This is a genomic window from Paenibacillus sp. FSL R7-269, assembly GCF_000517865.1.
Lineage (GTDB): Bacteria > Bacillota > Bacilli > Paenibacillales > Paenibacillaceae > Paenibacillus_AQ.
Genome location: NZ_ASPS01000022.1, coordinates 48372 through 66136, shown reverse-complemented (window position 1 = coordinate 66136; position 17765 = coordinate 48372). Strand labels below are relative to the sequence as shown.

12 protein-coding genes are annotated in these 17765 nt (G+C 55.0%); 11 read left to right on the top strand and 1 reads right to left on the bottom strand.

Annotated elements, in window-relative coordinates:
• Both C162_RS12010 and C162_RS12005 read left to right on the top strand, forming a co-directional pair.
• On the top strand, window positions 1-2024 hold a 2024-nt coding region (locus C162_RS12010), incomplete at its 5' end, for an S-layer homology domain-containing protein (RefSeq protein ID WP_200869201.1).
• A gap of 429 nt (window positions 2025-2453) precedes the next feature.
• A complete protein-coding gene (locus tag C162_RS12005; protein WP_036694654.1) occupies window positions 2454-2879 on the top strand; it encodes an NUDIX domain-containing protein in 426 nt (141 codons plus the stop codon).
• Here C162_RS12005 and C162_RS12000 read toward each other — a convergent pair.
• On the bottom strand, window positions 2863-3804 hold the full coding sequence (locus tag C162_RS12000; protein ID WP_036694653.1) for an AraC family transcriptional regulator: 942 nt from the start codon (window positions 3802-3804) through the stop codon (window positions 2863-2865). The two genes, C162_RS12005 and C162_RS12000, sit on opposite strands and share 17 nt — an antisense overlap.
• Before the next feature lie 194 nt (window positions 3805-3998).
• On the opposite strand from C162_RS12000, the gene C162_RS11995 reads away from it, so the two are divergent.
• From C162_RS11995 to C162_RS11955, 9 genes are all read left to right on the top strand, one after another.
• The gene (locus tag C162_RS11995; protein ID WP_036694651.1) at window positions 3999-5018 is read left to right on the top strand and encodes a glycoside hydrolase family 88/105 protein; all 1020 of its coding nucleotides are present in this window, start codon (window positions 3999-4001) and stop codon (window positions 5016-5018) included.
• Between the two features lie 11 nt (window positions 5019-5029).
• Window positions 5030-7210, top strand: a complete 2181-nt coding sequence (gene gnpA, locus C162_RS11990; RefSeq protein ID WP_036694650.1) for a 1,3-beta-galactosyl-N-acetylhexosamine phosphorylase — start codon at window positions 5030-5032, stop codon at window positions 7208-7210.
• Between the two features lie 153 nt (window positions 7211-7363).
• Window positions 7364-8635 (top strand): helix-turn-helix domain-containing protein, encoded by a 1272-nt coding sequence (locus tag C162_RS11985; protein ID WP_162174458.1) that lies wholly within the window; start codon window positions 7364-7366, stop codon window positions 8633-8635.
• Between the two features lie 58 nt (window positions 8636-8693).
• Window positions 8694-9860: a GyrI-like domain-containing protein gene (locus C162_RS11980; RefSeq protein ID WP_036694648.1), complete on the top strand. Its 1167-nt coding sequence runs from the start codon at window positions 8694-8696 to the stop codon at window positions 9858-9860.
• An 81-nt stretch (window positions 9861-9941) separates the two neighbouring features.
• Entirely contained in the window at window positions 9942-10700 is a 759-nt protein-coding gene (yaaA, locus tag C162_RS11975; protein WP_036694647.1) for a peroxide stress protein YaaA, read from the top strand.
• A 241-nt stretch (window positions 10701-10941) separates the two neighbouring features.
• Window positions 10942-14325 (top strand): HEAT repeat domain-containing protein, encoded by a 3384-nt coding sequence (locus C162_RS11970; RefSeq protein ID WP_036694646.1) that lies wholly within the window; start codon window positions 10942-10944, stop codon window positions 14323-14325.
• 126 nt (window positions 14326-14451) lie between these two features.
• The gene (locus C162_RS11965; protein ID WP_156949613.1) at window positions 14452-15096 is read left to right on the top strand and encodes a hypothetical protein; all 645 of its coding nucleotides are present in this window, start codon (window positions 14452-14454) and stop codon (window positions 15094-15096) included.
• 169 nt (window positions 15097-15265) lie between these two features.
• Window positions 15266-16393, top strand: coding sequence for an ROK family transcriptional regulator (locus C162_RS11960; RefSeq protein WP_036694642.1), 1128 nt, complete (start codon window positions 15266-15268; stop codon window positions 16391-16393).
• A 252-nt stretch (window positions 16394-16645) separates the two neighbouring features.
• The gene (locus C162_RS11955; protein WP_036694641.1) at window positions 16646-17686 is read left to right on the top strand and encodes an NAD(P)-dependent alcohol dehydrogenase; all 1041 of its coding nucleotides are present in this window, start codon (window positions 16646-16648) and stop codon (window positions 17684-17686) included.
• The last annotated feature ends 79 nt before the right edge of the window (window positions 17687-17765 follow it).

Below are 17765 nucleotides of genomic sequence, written 5' to 3'. Positions count from 1 at the left end.
ACACAGGGGCTTGGACAGAAGTTACAGACATTACGGTTACTGGTCTGATACCGGGCACGTATTATGTGCGGGTGAAGGCTACGTCAACTGACTTTGCCTCGGTTATTGCTCAGGTGACCGTGCATGACTCGGATGCCGTGATCCCGGCAGCTCCAGAAGTGGTAGCGGATGATCTGAACAATACGATTATGGGCCTGAATACCAGCATGGAATTCTCCGTGGATGAGGGACCCTTCGTACGATATGACGGAACCAACCTGCCGAACCTGAGCGGGGAGCATACGGTGAAGGTTCGTGTGGCGGCCAGCGGATCGGTTCCGGCGGGACCGGCAACTACGCTGACTTTTACAACGAATGTCTTGAGCCCTGCCGGGGACTTGGCTGTGAGTGCCAGTGATCCGAGTGGTGCAGAGAGTAACGGCTATACGCAAATCAAGGTTACGCCTGCACCAGCTGAAGGGCATAAGCTGCTGTATAAGAATTTTGGTGCTGGTAGCATCATTGTACCGAATGTAGGAGACCTTCTAACCGGATACACCCTTGTAGGCATTGAAGGGCTAGTTCCGGCAGCCGATGGGGATACGCTTGGGATTGCTGAGGTAGATGAGGAAGGCAGAGTGGTGAAATACGGCAGCGTCATGGCAGTAGTTGCGGTGACGACTCCGGTAACGCCGACTCCCGAACCGGTCAGCCCGGGAAGCGGAAATAACCCAACTGCCGGAAGTAACACGAACAGCGGGACTCCTTCCGGGAATCCGTCCAGTACGGTCACCGATGTGATTGTCCTTGTGAACGGCAAGGAGGAGAACGCGGGTAAAGCAACGACCACGACCACCGGTAACGTTAGAACAACGACCATCGCGGTAGATCCGGCCAGATTGCAGGCGAAGCTGGATGCCGAGGGGAACGGCGCTGTAGTAACTATTCCGATGATGCTGGATTCGAATGTGATTGTCGGAGAATTGAGCGGCCAGATGATCAAGAATATGGAGAATATGGCGGCCACCCTGGTGCTTCAGACCAGCAAGGGGAGTTATACCTTACCTGCATCCGAGGTTAACATCGCCGCATTGGCCGCAAGATTAGGTAACGGAGCTAAGCTGGATGACATTACGCTGAGAATTACCATTAGTGATGCTTCGGCTGCCATGAACCAGGTGGTTAGCGCTGCGGCAGGCAGAGACGGCCTTACCCTTGCAGCACCAGCCCTGGATTTCACGGTTACTGCTTCTTCCGGGACCTCAACAGTAGAGTTGAACCGGTTCAATGCTTATGTATCGCGGACAGTGGCGCTTCCGCAGGGGGTTAACCCGAACCGGCTTACAACAGGTATCGTTGTTGATCCGGATGGAACGGTGCGTCATGTACCCACCCGAATCATCCTGAAGGAAGGTAAGTATTATGCAGAGATCAACAGTCTGACGAACAGCACCTATTCGGTGGTCTGGCATCCGCTGACGTTCGCGGATGTGGAGAAGCATTGGGCGAAGAATGCAGTGAATGACATGGGCTCCCGTCTGGTCATTAACGGGGTGAACGAATCAACGTTCAACCCGAACGCTGACATCACCCGTGCAGAGTTCGCAGCGATTATCGTACGCGGTCTGGGCCTAAAGCTTGGAGAGGGAGCTGCGAAGTTCGCAGATGTTCCGGCGAGTAGCTGGTATGCAGCAGCAGTCGGGGCAGCCTCCGAAGCGGGTCTGATCAACGGCTTCGAGGACGGAACCTTCCGTCCTGGAGACCGGATCACACGCGAGCAGGCCATGAACATTATTGCCAAGGCGATGAAGCTGACCGGTCTCGCAGAACAGACCGGCGCAGTGGACACCGCAGGCGTGCTTGCAGCCTTTACGGATGCAAGCCGCACGGGAGCCTGGGCGAAGGACAGCCTGGCGCTGGCAGCCTCCGCTGGCTTAATCACCGGCCGCGGCGGCAATAAGCTGGAGGCACAGGCTAACGTCACCCGCGCTGAAGTGGCGGTGCTGATCCAGCGTCTGCTCCAGAAGTCGAAGCTGATTGATTAATGGTCTAAACTAAATTATACAAACCCAAAAAAGCGGATTCAGGCATTGAGCTGAATTCGCTTTTTTACGATTGAATTTTGACATTTGGCGTGTACCTAATTATAGAAAATCTAGAGCTGGGAGGGGGCGGGGTGCTGCGCGTAAGCAGTTGGATTTTATACACTTGTTGCAGAGCGGATGAGTCCTAAAGGGACAGTAGTTGGATAAATGACACTTAATGGATCACAATTCAGCTGAATTGGCACAATCAATAGAACTAGTTGCTGTTTTTCCACCTGTTTGCGTACAATCCTCAGAAAGCGATAAATTAAGATACGTTTGTCCACTTGCTGATCACCCGGACGATTGGAAGCTTGGTGTTTGCTAGAAGAGGTCTGGTATTTGCTATAATTGGCTATAACAGAATCTTCAGGAGAGGGGCATGCCAGTGTGTTTATTGTTAACGTAGAAGCAGCTATCTGTAAGGAAGATAAGTGGCTTGTGATTACACGAAGTACCCAAGAAGAGCATGCAGGAGGGACTCTGGCTCTTGTAGGGGGAAAAGTGGATATTGAGGGCAACACGCTTGAAATCCTCGAACGGACGGTGAAGCGCGAGTGCGAGGAGGAGGTTGGCATCGTGATCAAGGATGCGGTTACTTTTGTGTATAGCTCCTCCTTCGTAACTGAGGATGGGCGTCATGTCATCAATATGGTGTTCCTATGTGAATATGAGAGTGGTACGGCAACTAACCGGAGTCCGGATGAAGTGGAAGCCGTCCACTGGCTGACCTGCGATGAGATCATGAAGCATCCCCTGGCTCCTCCCTGGACCCAAGAGAGTATTAGAAGAGTAGCGCTCATACCCACCCCGTGAACTCCAGAATACTCGCCTTCGCCGATTGCGCCTCCGACTGTGCACCCTTGCGCCATTCCTTGGGCGAGAGGCCCATCAGCTTGGAGAAGCAGCGGTTGAAGCTGGAGATGGAGTGGAAGCCGACCTTCTCCGAGATCTCCAGAATGGAATCCTCGGTGCTCTTCAGCTGCTTACAGGCTTCCTCAATCCGGGTGCTGCTCAGGAAATCCAGCGGGGCGGTGCCCATAATGTCATGGAATTTGCGGCGGAAGTGGGTGGTGCTTAAGTGGCATAGCTCGGCCAGATCATTAATGGTCATCGGCGTCATATAGTTCCTGGTGATATACTCCAGCGCAGGGGAGATTACGAAGTCGCCCTTCAGGCTATGCCCGGCCTCCTGGCCGCTCAAGGCTTCGTTCGTAGAATGAATGCGGAGCAGCTCAATGTACAGGGATAGCAATAAGCCGTACGCACTCTCCTGATAATAAGGCTTCTGCTGCTGCAATTCGAGGACGATGGAGGTAGCCAGCGTATAGATGAGGGGGTGCTTGTCCCTGTTCAGAATACAGTTCGCGCCCTGCACCGCCCAGAGATTCGGCTCGAAGCCGGCGTAGGCGCTCTTGAAGGAATGCTGAAACAGATCCTCCGGCGAGAAAAACAGATAGGACCACAGACTGGCCTCTCCCGGAGAGCTGTACGTCGTGTGGGGCAGATACCGCGGCAGGAAGGTCACATCCCCGGCGGCAAAAGGCACGTTCTCGCCCTTAATCTCCATAATTCCGCTATCCGAATAGCAGATCCCGATCTCCAGATGGTTATGGAAATGCAGGTGCTCACTCTTGATATCGGAGATCTTCCAGCGTTCGCCGCTGAGCAGCAGGACAGGGAATTGGATCGGCAGGCTATAGTGGCGGTACTCAATGACGGGTTTCTTTTTTCTGGGCATCTTCAGTAGCTCCTGTCCTTCTTACGTTAGAATAGGAATGAAGAATAAAGGGTCGAAATTGCGCAGTTTTGATGTGAATGTGCTTAGATGTAGAACATTTTACTGCTTACAATAGATTCTGTAAAGCGCTTGCAAACGGATGGACGGATGATAGCTGCCTTAAGAGACGCAGGGAACAGGAGAGGGGAATACACATGCTTCAAGTTACATATAACCGGGAAGAAATCTTAAGTGTAATCGATAAAGTGGCAAGGAAGACGCTGGCGATGGATTTAACGTGGGAGTGGCCTTGCGGCGTTGCCTATTACGGGGTGTCCAGGGCCTACCAGACCACGGGGAACCAGGACTACCTGGACCAGCTGGTGAAGTGGGTAGATGAATATATTGAGCTGGGGCTGCCCGCCTTTACGGTCAACACCTGTGCAATGGGCCATATGCTGATCACGTTGTACGAAGAGACCGGGGAGCAGAAGTACTGGGATATTGTGTTGAGTAAAATCGGCTATATCCGGGGGAGCGCGCTGCGGTTCGGGGATCAGGTGCTGCAGCATACGGTCTCGGCATCCAATGACTTCCCGGAGCAGGCCTGGGCGGATACGCTGTTCATGGCGGCGTTCTTCCTGCTGCGTGTGGGCAGCAAGCTAGAGGATCAGGAGCTGATCCAGGACGCGCTGAACCAGTATTACTGGCACATCAAATACTTACAGGACCCAAGCACCGGCCTTTGGTTCCACGGCTACAACCATGTGAAGCAGGACCATATGTCCGGGCTGTACTGGGGCCGGGCGAATGCGTGGGGAGCCTATACCATGTCGCAGGTGAAGCCGATGCTTAAGGAGTGGTACCTGTACCCGCAGTGCATGGATGTGGAGTGCTCGCTGCGGGATCAGCTGGCGGCGCTGAAGCTGGTGCAGACGGAGAACGGTCTGTGGCGCACGCTGCTGGACGATGAGGAGTCCTATGAAGAGGTGTCGGCATCCTGCGGGATCGCGGCGGCCATGGTGAATAACGGTAATCCGCTGCATACCAAATATGTGCAAAAGGCCCTGAAGGGCATTCTGGAGAACATCACCGAAGACGGACGTGTATTGAACGTATCAGGCGGTACGGCTGTCATGAAGGACCGTGAAGGGTACCGCCATATTCCCAAGGACTGGACTCAGGGCTGGGGCCAGGGCCTCGCGCTTGCGTTCCTGTCGGATCTGCTCAAATAGGAGGAATTCTGTTGACGACACCATCCACAGGCTCCACAGGAGCTTTTACCCTGCCGGGGGAAGCCGGTTATGAAGCACTGACCTTGAAGCTTGCCGAACGCTGGGGGGCCGATGTCATTCGTGACAGTGACGGCACGCAGTTGTCGGAAGAGATTATCAGTGCCGGTTACGGCATCTATTCGACCCTGTGTATCATCCGCGACCATAACGCTTGGGCGTCGAGGAACCCGGACAAGCTGCAGCAGACCTTCCTGATTACAAGTCCGAAGGTGGCTGTGCAGGATTACCTATCCATCTACCTGCTGGAGGATTTCTTCGCAGAGCAGTTCCGGGTGAATGATTCCCGTGAGGCGTTCAAGTACTGGCAGGTGTACGACCGGACAACCGGGAAGGAGGTGCCGGGGGAGCAGTGGAATTACGACCGGGAGTCCGGCAATGTGGTGCTAACCGGCATAACGCCTTGGCATAAATATACGGTCAGCTTCATGGCCTACCGGATCTGGGAAGAGATCTCCATGTACAACCATACGACGAATCACTGGGACAAAGAGCATCTGATGCAGATTGATCCGATGTATAAGGAGACCCGGCAGTACCTGCTGGACTGGATGGAGGACTGGTGCAGGGAACATCAGGCGACGACCGTGGTCCGCTTCACCTCCCTGTTCTACAATTTCGCCTGGATCTGGGGCCGCAGCGGGCAGAACCGCCATCTGTTCTCGGACTGGGGGTCCTACGATTTCACGGTGAGCGCGCGGGGCCTGGATCTGTTCGCGGAGCAATACGGCTATTCGCTGTGCGCAGAGGATTTCGTGAACGGCGGCAAATACCGTGTCAGTCATATTCCGGCGGAGCAGCGTAAGCTTGACTATATGGCTTTTATCAACGATTTCGTCATCGGGTTCGGCAAGCAGTTAATTGACATTGTCCATAAGCACGGCAAGCTGGCGTATGTCTTCTATGATGACAGCTGGGTGGGCGCAGAGCCATACAATGACCGCTTCGGGGAGTTCGGCTTCGACGGGATGATCAAATGCGTGTTCTCGGGCTATGAAGCCAGACTCTGCTCAGGGGTGAAGGTGGAGACGCATGAGATCCGGCTGCATCCGTATCTGTTCCCGGTTGGCCTGGGCGGCGCACCTACCTTCATGGAGGGAGGCAATCCCACACTCGATGCGAAGCAATACTGGATTAACATCCGGCGTGCCCTCCTGCGTGAGCCGATCGACCGGATTGGCCTGGGCGGCTATCTGCATCTGGTCGAGCCTTACCCGGATTTCTGTGCGTACATTGAGAAGATTGCGGATGAATTCAGGGAGATCAAGGAGCTGCACAGGCAGGGGAAGCCGTATCACATCAAGACTAAGGTAGCTGTTCTGCACTCGTGGGGCAAGCTGCGGTCGTGGACCCTCTCCGGCCACTTCCATGAGACGTATATGCATGATCTGATTCATATTAATGAGGCCTTATCCGGCTTACCGGTAGAGGTGCGGTTTATCGACTTCGGGGATGTCCGACAGGGTGCCTTGCAGGATGTGGATGTGGTGATCAATGCAGGCAGCGCCGGTTCAGCGTGGAGCGGCGGGGTGCACTGGAAGGACAGCCAGGCGGTGGACGCCTTGACAGAGTGGGTGTATAAGGGCGGCGTATTGATCGGGGTGAATCAGCCTTCCGCCGTGGACGGCTACGATCATTACTTCCGGATGGCGCATGTTCTCGGGGTGGATGAGGATACCGGCGCACGGGTGGCGCATGGCAAATGGGCTTATGAAGTTCAGCCGGTGCAGGGACTGGTGCCGGATGGCGTCAGCCTCACGCCGAAGAACGGGGTCTATCTGACCGATGGGGCTGCTGCGGTGGTCCGTGAGGCAGAGGGCAAGCTGGCCCTGACTGTGAATAGCTTCGGGAGAGGGAAGGGCATCTACCTGCCGTCCTTGGCCTTCAGCTGGGAGAATACCCGCCTGCTGCTGAATCTGATCCGCTATGCCGGCAATGAGCTGGAGGAGACCCGCTACCTCCCGGATAATCTCTACACCGAGTGTGCGTATTATCCGCAGAGCAAGCGCCTGGTTGTCATTAACAATAGCGCACAGCCGCAGCAGACCACCATCGAGACGGACTGCGGTCCGCAGGTTGTGGAGCTGGAAGCTTTTGATACGGTGATTCGGGTGATTGGGGAATCGAATATCTAAGATCCGTTGAACCTTTAGAGTTAAGTATGTATGATTATGGTAACCGATCCCGCCACGCCTCTTCATAATGCGTACCAAGGCGGGACTTTTTTTGCAATCGTAGCCGCTACGGCTTATGTGGAAATGCATGCTGTACTTCCCGGAGGAATGCCTATGCCAGGGTCCGCCCGCTTCAGACAATCTATCGCCTTCATCGAGGAGCATCTGCATGAGGAGATTCCGCTTGAACAAGCTGCGCAGGCCGGATTCACCTCGCTGATGCAGCTGTACCGTGACTTCTATACCTACACCGGCCACTCGGTCAAAGAGTACATCCGCAAGCGCAGGCTCTCGGTGGCGCTCGGGATGATCCGAAGCTCACAGCGTCCGCTTGCCGAGATTGCATACGCCTGCGGCTACAGCTCCCAGCAAGCCTTATGCAAGTATGTGAAATCAGCCACAAGCTTAACCCCGCTAGCCTATCAAAAAAGTACCGCCTGCTATTTCTTCCCCAGATTCGACAGTGAAGCCGTCCGGCAGGTAACCGTCAGCACAGAGATCCTTCCTGCAACCATACATATGAAATTCTATTCAACCAGACACGGCGGCATTGAACAGCAAGCGCTGGAAGCGTTATACGCTCTTCTCCCCGCCTACCAGGGCAGACTCTTCGGGCGAGACGGGCAGCCGCAGGGCGGCTTGTTCTGTTATGAGCTTGCGGTGGAGTATGGCCCAGCCTTGATGCATAGCTTAACCGGAAGTATCTTCCGGGAGCTGGAGGTTGTCCCGGAACGCAGCTTAACCTGTGCCAAGCTGGCGGTCCGAAGCGATGAGGCTGAGATCGGACTGGCCTGGGACTATCTGTATCTGAAGTGGCTGAGGACCAGCATGTTCGAGCAGGATGAGGAGCGCTACGGGGAAGAGTATATCCGCAAGGGCAGCGAGGTGAAGAGGCTTATTCTGTATGTGCCGGTGAGGAAGCGGACGGATTATGACAAGATCAGTGTGAGCTTCAGTGAAGGTCTTGAATTTCTGGCTGCGTCCAGGGAAGGGGAGCAGGCGGAAGAGGAGGCAGCGGCAGCCGTGATGAACTATTGCTCAAGGCATCATCCTGAAGTGCTAAGAACGGCCAGCATGTTCTGCGTCATCCAGCACGGCGGGCGCTGTACCTGCGGAGTCCGGCTGGAGCGGGGGCAAGCGGTAGCGCTCGCCGGAGATAGCGGCCTTCAGATTCTGCAGGCTCCCGAAGGCAGGTATGCGGTGCTTGAGAGCAGCAGCTATGGAGACCGGGGAATGTTTATCGCGCTTTTGGAGAGCTGGGTAGAGGAGAGCGGGTGTAGCAGGGAGGGGACGTTTCCTTTTACCACCTATGAGACAGTAGCCCCGGGCCGCCCGGATGCCATAACGATGAGCGTGTGGATGAAGCTGAAAGATGTTAAGAAGTGATAATATTTACAAACCGTGAGCTACTATACTTGAGCTTAACCAGGAGAGGAGCTGACCTATGAATCTGAGCAAGCAAGCACTGCCGCAGCAAGCAGCTGAAGGCTATAGTCCCCGTGTGAAGCCGGTAATCCTGAGAATGGTGGAGGAGCTGAAGCAGATGGAGATGTTAAGTGAGGTTCATGTAGAGCAGGTTACGGAGCTGTGCAGCATTGTGGACAGGCCGGAAATGAAGGTTGTGGGGATTGCGCTGCCGATATCGTATGAGAGCCGGGGTTATGGCGGGTATTATGATTCCGGGCAGGCGGGCGGTACGATTAATGATTATTTTTATACGAAAAAGCTGGCGGCAGAAGGAGAGATTGCACTGCTCTCCAGTCTGATAGAGCACCAGATTAAGGGCCGGGAGATCGTCACAGTACGCACCGGGGTTCAGGGGGATGGCAACTACAAAGTGATTGTGGGCATGGAGGTAAGCAGCTTCGAGGGGCTGCCAGCGCATTTGCCGGAGTATACGGAGACGCTGACCGTACCCGCTTGCCGGTATGCCAAGGTTCTGATCAATGAATCGAAGAGCGCCGGGCGGACCGGCTACGAGGAACGGATGCACGCCGATGAATATTTCGTGGGTGAATTCCGCAACGATACAAGCTATGTCTATAATCCCGCCGGCCTCAGCTTCAATACATATGACCCGTCCGGTGAGATTCTTACCAAATACGAGCCGGTGATTCTGCCAGGGAATACGGCTGAACAGTTCGGCTCCCTGCGCTTCAAGCCGGTAACGCTGCCGGAGATGAAGATTGCCTGCAGCATGACGCTGCCGGAGGATGAGGAGTTTGTGATCACCAAATATTTCGGCGTGCAGGATCAGGTATTCGCCACCGGGGCAGCCCGTTATTACTTGCATGACTATTACGGATTCCCGGTGAACAGCGGGGAGGAGGGGAGGGTGAATTCCTGCTTCGGCACAAGGGTCAGCAGCTTCGATGGCCTTCCTGACAGTGTGGAGAAGATGACGGTGCCCGGGGGCATCTATCTGCATATTACCCAGCTTGAGGTGAACGGTGATCATCCGGGCATCCCGTATGATGCCGCATTCAATCATCTGGAGGAGCTGTACCTGAGCGCCCACCCTGAGTATACGCGTGACTGGAGCAGGCATGTGATTGCCCGGTTCCGCCAGGCGAACTGCGCCTCTGTCTTCGTACCGCTTGCTGCTGAATAGCTTGGCCGGGGGCCGGCGCGGGGATAATATGATAGTATAGAGGTACATTTATTTTCCCGTAGGGGTAGAAAAGAGCGTATCATGAGAATCATCATTTCACCTGCCAAAAAGATGAAAACGGACACGGATTTTCTGGAATCCCGCCAGGCTCCGCAGTTCTTAAACGAGTCACAGACGCTCCTGGCCCTGCTTCGTAAGTTGAGTTACGCAGAAGCCAAGGCGCTGTGGAAATGCAATGACGCTATTGCTGCGCTGAATATGCAGCGGATTGAAGAGATGGACCTGACCCGGAATCTGACCCCGGCGATCTTCGCCTATGAGGGCATCCAGTACCAGTACATGGCGCCGGGGATTTTTCAGACGGAGGAGCTGGACTATCTGCAGCAGCATTTGCGGATACTATCAGGATTCTATGGGATCGTCCAGCCGTTCGACGGGGTGGTCCCTTACAGGCTGGAGATGCAGGCCAAGCTGGGTGGGCGGGGCTTCAGTACCCTCTATGAGTTCTGGAACAGAAGATTAGCGGACCAGCTGTTCGCAGAGACTGACACGATTGTGAATCTGGCCTCCAAGGAATACAGCAGGTGCGTCTCTCCCTACCTCAGCAGTGATGTCCGGATGGTAAGCTGTGTATTCGGGCAGAACATCGGCGGCAAGGTGGTGGAGCGGGCGACACTGGTTAAGATGGCCCGGGGCGAGATGGTCCGGTTCATGGCGGAGCAGCAGATTACCAGCGTCGAGGAGATTCAGGGCTTCAGCGGATTTGACTTCCGGTATGAAGCGGCCTTGTCGGATGAGAACACGTATGTGTTCGTTCAAGCCAAGCAAGACAAAGAATAGGCTGATAGATTGAGCAGTATAGAGGGTAATCTTGAAGATGGTGGAAGCACCGGATTCGGGGTTACCCTTTTGTTTGAAATATTAGAATTTATATGTTTCATTCAATAACTTATCCTCATATTTCTCGCTGAAACGTTACCGTCCTTCAAAAGGACGGCAAAGCCGTTTCCACTTGTTGCGGGTGAAAGCTTACTTTTTGTAAAATAAGGAAGAACTCAGAACAGATTCAAGAGGAGGACTTATGACTGGGAGACGAGACCCATTGAATAAAGAGCGCTTACTGGGGGAGCTGGATGCCCTGGGGTATTCTGATAGAATCAAAACAATCACACGACTAGGCCGTGATCACCTGGGGTCCCCGGAATACTCACAGCTACTTACCTCCTTACTTGGGGGCGGGGTTTATGAAGCGCGGCTGGCCCTGATGGGGGCGATCGCTACGCTGGATGGTTCTGTGATCCGATCTGCGCTATATCATCCTATGGCGGGTATCAGGAAAATGGCTGCGGGCCTGCTGCCCAAGGCCGCTTCAGCCGAAGAGATTGAACACGAGCTTCCGCAGCTGTCACAGGATTGCCGCCGCAAGCTACTGCGCACGGTAGCCCTGATGAACCGCCAGGAGCTGGCGGAGCGGCTATTGCCAGTGGTACAGGCCCGGTGGGGCCCGGAGGAGGCAGCGATTGTGCTGCAGGCTTGCTCTGCGGCTACCGTCTGCGCGCGGCTGGCTGAGCTGGGGTACGCCATTAAGGATTGGAAAAAGCTGTCCAGCCGCCATCTGGAGGTGGTCGCGGAGTATTTCACCAGCGAGCTGGAAGCGGCCCCGCTAAGGGCTAAGGGGCTGGTCTGGTCGCAGTTCTCCTCCGCGATGGAGCATCTGAGTAGTCACAAGCCTGACCTGGTGCTGGCTTATGCGGTGAACCATGGGCCGGCAGACATGCTGCCGCCTCCGCTTAAGGCGAATCTTGGCACACTGATGCGCCTGAGACCAGGCGCGGTGTATGAGCTGCTGATCCGGACGCAGACGCGTGGTGAGCTTATGACTTATGGTGTGCCTGAAGCTGTGCTCAAGCGGGCGAAGCTCCTCTCCATGGATCAATTGTCGCAGCTTGCCAAGCTGCTGGCGGACGAGCCCTACCATGTGGCGCGGCTTCTGGAGCATCTTGCGCCTTCTAAGCGCCAGGAGATTTTCGATGCTGCGTATGAGGAGGAGAAGCGCCGGGAGCGGGTTTATCCGGAGGGGCTGCTGTATGTATTGCCGCATGCGCTGCGTGACCGGGAGGCTGCCCGGATGCTGGGCCTGCGTGAGATCAGGGAGAGCCGGGAGAACACCCTGCGCATCACAGCCGCCCGCCCGATTCTTCAGGTCAGAGAGCAGCTGGAGCAGGCCACCCGGGTATCGAATGCAGATGAACGCGCTACGGCGCTGATGCAGCTGGTCCGCAGCACCGTTCTGGCAAGGCAGGGAATGGATGCTACACTACTGACCTTAGGCCGCATCCGTAATGATCAGGACCCTGTCCGGGCGGCGGTGTTCAAGGAGCTGTCGGAGAGTCCGGCGTCTGTGTACGAGGCTGCCCATGTCCCTGCGCTTACTGTGCTGGTAGACAGTGTGATTGATGCCAGAGACACCTCCTATGGTACGAGGTACTCTGTGCAGCAATTGGCCTTCTCGATTCTGCGCCATCAGGCGGCGGAGACGGGCGGGGAGCTGTTCAAGTTCGCGCTGAACACGCTCCAGAAGCTGGCGAAGCAGGACGGGCAGCTCTCCCTGCCGTCCCTTGCGAAGAACATGCCGCGGGGCGTGGAAGAGATCATCTTTGACGGCATCTATTCCTACGCTGCGCAGGCGGGCAAGCGGGAGGATTACAACCTGGTGCTGAGCCTGGCAACTTCTTTTGGTAAAAGGGGGTACGGGATCTTCAAGCTACAGCAGCTTTTACGGGAAGCCACCCGGGCCAAAACCGAGGGAACCGCTATCCGGGCAACCCGTCTCTGGCTGGAGCCGCTGCAGACGCGCGATGAACGGGTGAAGGAGCTGCTGGATGCAGATCCAACGTATATCACCATCCACGAGGTGTTCTTGCATCTGCATCTGAAGCGCCAGGAATGGCTGGACCCTTATATTTCGGGCGCTGCGATCAAGGGCAAGTTCCTCTCGGGCAAAACGGTCTATCCCGTTCCGGCTGCGGACGGATTCTACCGCTGGCTGCCGCGCCAGCAGGAGGCGTACGGTGCTCTGTTAAGCACAGTCGCAACGGGTTCCAAGTACAGCTTGTTTGAGCGCTCGAGAGCGATTAGAATCATGGCCAGTATGCCGGATGGGAACCCGGAGCGGCTGTATGAACTGGTACAGGACAAAGAGGTGGCGGTAGTGGAGGCAGCGCTTCATGCCTTGTCCCTGCTGGAGGAGCCGGAGAAATCCCTGCCGGTGCTGCTGGAGCATCTGGATAGCGACCGGGCCCGTGTAGCGATGTACTCCATCCCAAGGTGTATCCGCCGGGTCAGTCCGCAGCGGCTGTCTCAGGCACTGAAGGCTCTGCTGAGCAGGGAGAAGCTGAAGATCACCGTCCGCAAGGAAGCCATCCGCCTGCTTGGTGCGTATAGAAGTGAGGACAGTCTTCCGCTGCTGTTGAATGAATTCGCGAAGCCTGCTGTGCATAAGGATGTGGTGATTGCTATAGGGCATGCTGCCAGAGGGCTGCTGGATGATGAACGGAGCTGGGAGGTGCTGCGTACCATCGCTGCTTCTCCAGAGCGTGATATCGCAGTAAGCTTGTTGTCCCAGCAGCCTGCTGGGCTTCCGCTTGCTTACAGACCGCGCTATCTGGACTTAATCATAGCCATTGCCGCTCACCCGGATGTATCCGTCATCAGCCAGGCTTATATTTCCATGAAGTGGTGGACAAGCGGTTATGAAGACACCGTTGCGGCGGCTGCGGCTCAGGCGGTTGCGGGTCTGAAGGACAGCTCCAGCTGGGAGTTCGCGATGATGACATTGATTGAAGCCGCCCGGGACGGCAAAGTGAACGCGGTTGTAGCCGATATCTGCCGGGAGCTGGCGGCAACACCCGTGACGCAGGAATGGAATGCAGCGGCGGATAGAGACCTGCCGCACCGGCAGCGCCTGCAGGTGCTCATCAAGCAGTTAACCGGTCTGCCTAAGAGTACAAGCATACAGCTTAACCCGTTGTACCTGGAGCTGGCCGGCACACTGGCCGCCGACGAGACTTTATATGAGCTTGTCTTGACCTTATATATCGCAGTGATCGATTGGAGTCGCGCAGAGGAGGCGTCCGGGTATGTGAAGCGGATCGCACGGGAGGTGACCCGTCAGCCTCAGCTCTTGAGCGAGTTGTACCGCGGGCTTGCCGCCAGCCTGGAGAACAGCGCCGGATTCTGGATACCGGAGACATTGCTTGAGATTGTGGATGTTCTGCGGGCAGAACCGTCTTACGAGGCTCCGTATCTCGGACTGTCGTTGCTGGAAGCGGCGGGAAGCGCACTGCGCTGGAGCCCGGAACCGTCAGAGCGTCTGCGGGAGTACAGGAATCATGCGAATCCCGCAGTCCGCACACAGGCGCTGAATATTTGGACGGCGAGAGAGTCACGGCTGTTTATGCTATAACCGCATATGCAGGATGGGCCAAGGCTTGCCTTGCTCATCCTGTTCGGAGCGGCCATAGACCCGGAAGCCTAAATGTTCATAGAATCCGGCAGCATTAAGAATAAATAAGAATCGAGATGAAGCGATATGATGACCCGTCAGCGGCTGATCCGGTTTGGCGGAATGGCGTTTATTTGTTCCGGCCTGCTCTTCCTGGCCCAATATCTGTTCCTGAGATCGGTGCCTGCTCCTCCGCTGGAGGATGCTGCGCTCTTATCATGGCTGAGCGAATGGCGATTCCAGCTCTCAATGGCAGACGAGGTGCTGTTCTTTGCTGCGGTATTGCTCATCCCCTCCATCGCGGCATTATACCGGCTGCTGGTGCAGGTGAATCCGGTCCTGACTGAGTTTGGCTGCGGCCTGCTGGCGGTTAGCGTTCCTGTCTATATCGTGTTGGTTATTATTCTGGGGAGGCTGGTCTATCCGGTATATGGGATTGAGCTTACGCCGGAGAGCTACAGGCTGATCATCAGCTTCTATTACGGGGGCGTGCATTGTGTCGCATTAGTTGTTGGAATCGCAACGATTCTGCTGAGCCTTGTGATTTGGAAGAGCGGACTGGGACAATTCACGGCAGCCCTCGGGCTTCTGACCGGGGTGTTTGATCTAATCGGCTCCTATCCATGGTTACTTGGTGAGGGAATGATCCTGATCTCCCAGTTGCTGTTCTCCGGTTGGCTCGTCATTCTTGGCGTTAACATGCGAATGAGTGCGACAAGAGGGACCGATTAAGGCCATCGACCCAAAAGATTAATGACGGGCCTTCCAATTCTTGATACAATAAAACCACTTAAGTGAAATTATTCACAACTAAAGCGGCTAATGATTGCTATAACGGGTGTGATTGCATATTATATGTATAAAATTATAAAGCACATTTGTAAAAGTGAGGGGGATTGGAATGGCGACACATCGCTTGAACAGTATGGAAGTTAAAAAGATGAACCGGAATGCCATTTACCGGTACCTGTATCACCGTGAATCCACTTCCATTCAGGAGATTGCACAGGCGCTGGGTCTAAGTCTTCCAACCGTGACACAGAATCTCAAGGAACTGCAGGAACGCGGGCTGATTGAGGAGACCGGGCTGTATGAATCCACCGGGGGGCGTAAGGCCAAGTCGATGGCCTGTAACAGTGTGGCGGGATATGCCGTCGGACTGGATATTACCCTGAATCATGTGGGGATTGTCGTCATTGACTTGAGCGGCAGAATCATTAAGAATGTCAGGAATCATTATCCGTTTGCAAATGAGGAGACCTACTTCCATGGGGTAGGCAAGCTGGTGGAGGAGTTCGTAGAGGAATGTCAGCTGGACCGCAGCCGGATTCTGGGAGTAGGCATTGCGCTGCCTGCGATTCTATCCGGGGACCGGCAGACGGTAAGCTATGCTACAGTCATAGATTTCAAGGGAGGCAGTGTCCGGCGGTTCGCCGAATACATCCCTTATCCCTGCGTCCTGAGCAATGATGCGAATGCGGCGGGACTCACTGAACTGTGGGGAGAGCAGGACATACACAATGTGGTCTATCTGTCCCTTAACAATAGTGTGGGTGGTGCCATTATAGCCGGTAACCAGATCTATGCAGGCCAGAACCACCGTAGCGGAGAGTTCGGGCATATGACGATTGTGCCTGAAGGGCGTACATGTTACTGCGGACAGAAGGGCTGTGTAGATGCCTATTGCTCAGCGAGGATTCTATCGGACAGCACGGGGGGGAGCATCGCGGAATTCTTCCGGCTGCTGGGAGAGGGCAAGGAGGAGCAGCGGGCTATCTGGCAGGAATATCTGGGCTATCTGGTGCTTACAGTGAATAACCTGCGGATGCTGTACGATTGCGATGTGATTCTCGGCGGCTACGCCGGGGCTCACATGGAGGAATACATTGATGAGCTTCAGGCGCTGGCAGCCCGCAAGAACACCTTCGAGCAGGATGGCTCCTACCTGCGGGTCTGCAAATATAAGCTGGAGGCCACCGCTGTGGGCGCTGCCCTGGAGCTGGTGACTGAATTTATCGACAGAATCTAGATCCGGGTTGATTTTACCCTAATACAATATCTGCTTTCCCCGCTCCTCCGGAAGAGGGACGTTGCTGCAATCGCAGCCTTGTCCTTCTCTGGGGGAGTTTTTGTTGACTTCACCCCAATTCCGTTTATAATCTTATTTAAATGGTTTTATAAAAGTATATTATTATTGAATGGTTGAAGAAGGAAGGCAAAATCCTTGAAGTAACAGGAGTTTGTTAAAGAGTATGCTAATGTTCCTGAGGAGGAGAAATGGATGAAGAACAGAGCTTTTTATATGACAGATCTGAAGCAAATGGCAATGAAGGACATCGATATGCCCGCAGTCCGGGAGGGCGAGGTCATTGTGAAGCTGGAGGTTGTCGGCATCTGCGGATCGGATGTACATTACCTGGAGCATGGCCGGATCGGTGATTTCGTGGTGGACGGAGATTTCATTCTGGGGCATGAATGCGCCGGGGAAGTGGTGGAGCTTGGCCCTGGCGTGAAGCATCTGAAGGTGGGGGACCGGGTGGCGCTGGAGCCTGGTGTGACTTGTGGCCAGTGTGAGTTCTGCAAGAGTGGCAAGTACAATCTCTGCCCGGATGTACAGTTCCTAGCTACGCCGCCGTACCATGGCTGTCTGATGGACTATATCGCTTACCCCGAGAATATGGCCTTCAAGCTGCCGGATAATGTGTCTTCGGAGGAGGGCGCACTGGTCGAGCCGCTGGCGGTAGGACTCCATGCTGCGGCGCAGGGCGGCGTTAAGCTGGGGGACCGTGTTGTGATTCTTGGAGCTGGCTGTATAGGACTGGTTACACTACTAGCCTGCAAGGCTTACGGGGCTACGGAGATTGTGGTGGTGGACATTATCGGGAAGCGGCTGGAAGCGGCGATGAAGCTGGGAGCTACGCGGGTCATCCATGCCAAGCAGGAGAATGTGCTGGAGACCATTGCGGCTTGGACCGATGGCGCGGGCGTGGATAAGGTGATTGAGACGGCAGGCAGTGAACATACGGTGAAGCAGACGCCATATCTGGTCAAAAGAGGCGGAACCATCGTCCTGGTTGGCCTGGCCGCCAAGGATATCATTGACTTCGACTTCATGCAGATTATGTTCAAGGAAGCCGGCATCAAGTCGGTCTTCCGGTACCGCAACCTGTATCCGGCAGCCATCGGAGCCATCGCGGACGGCAAGATCGACGTCAAGGGGATCGTCACACACGAATTCAACTTTGAGGAGACGCAGCAAGCGTTCGATTACGTGATTAATAATAAGGAGGATGTGGTTAAGGCGGTTATCAAGATGGGCTAGAGGGACTAAAGTTGATGGGGAATAGCTAGATGGTGAATAGAAAAAGTTAATAGATTAGCTATGGATGAATAGTGACAAG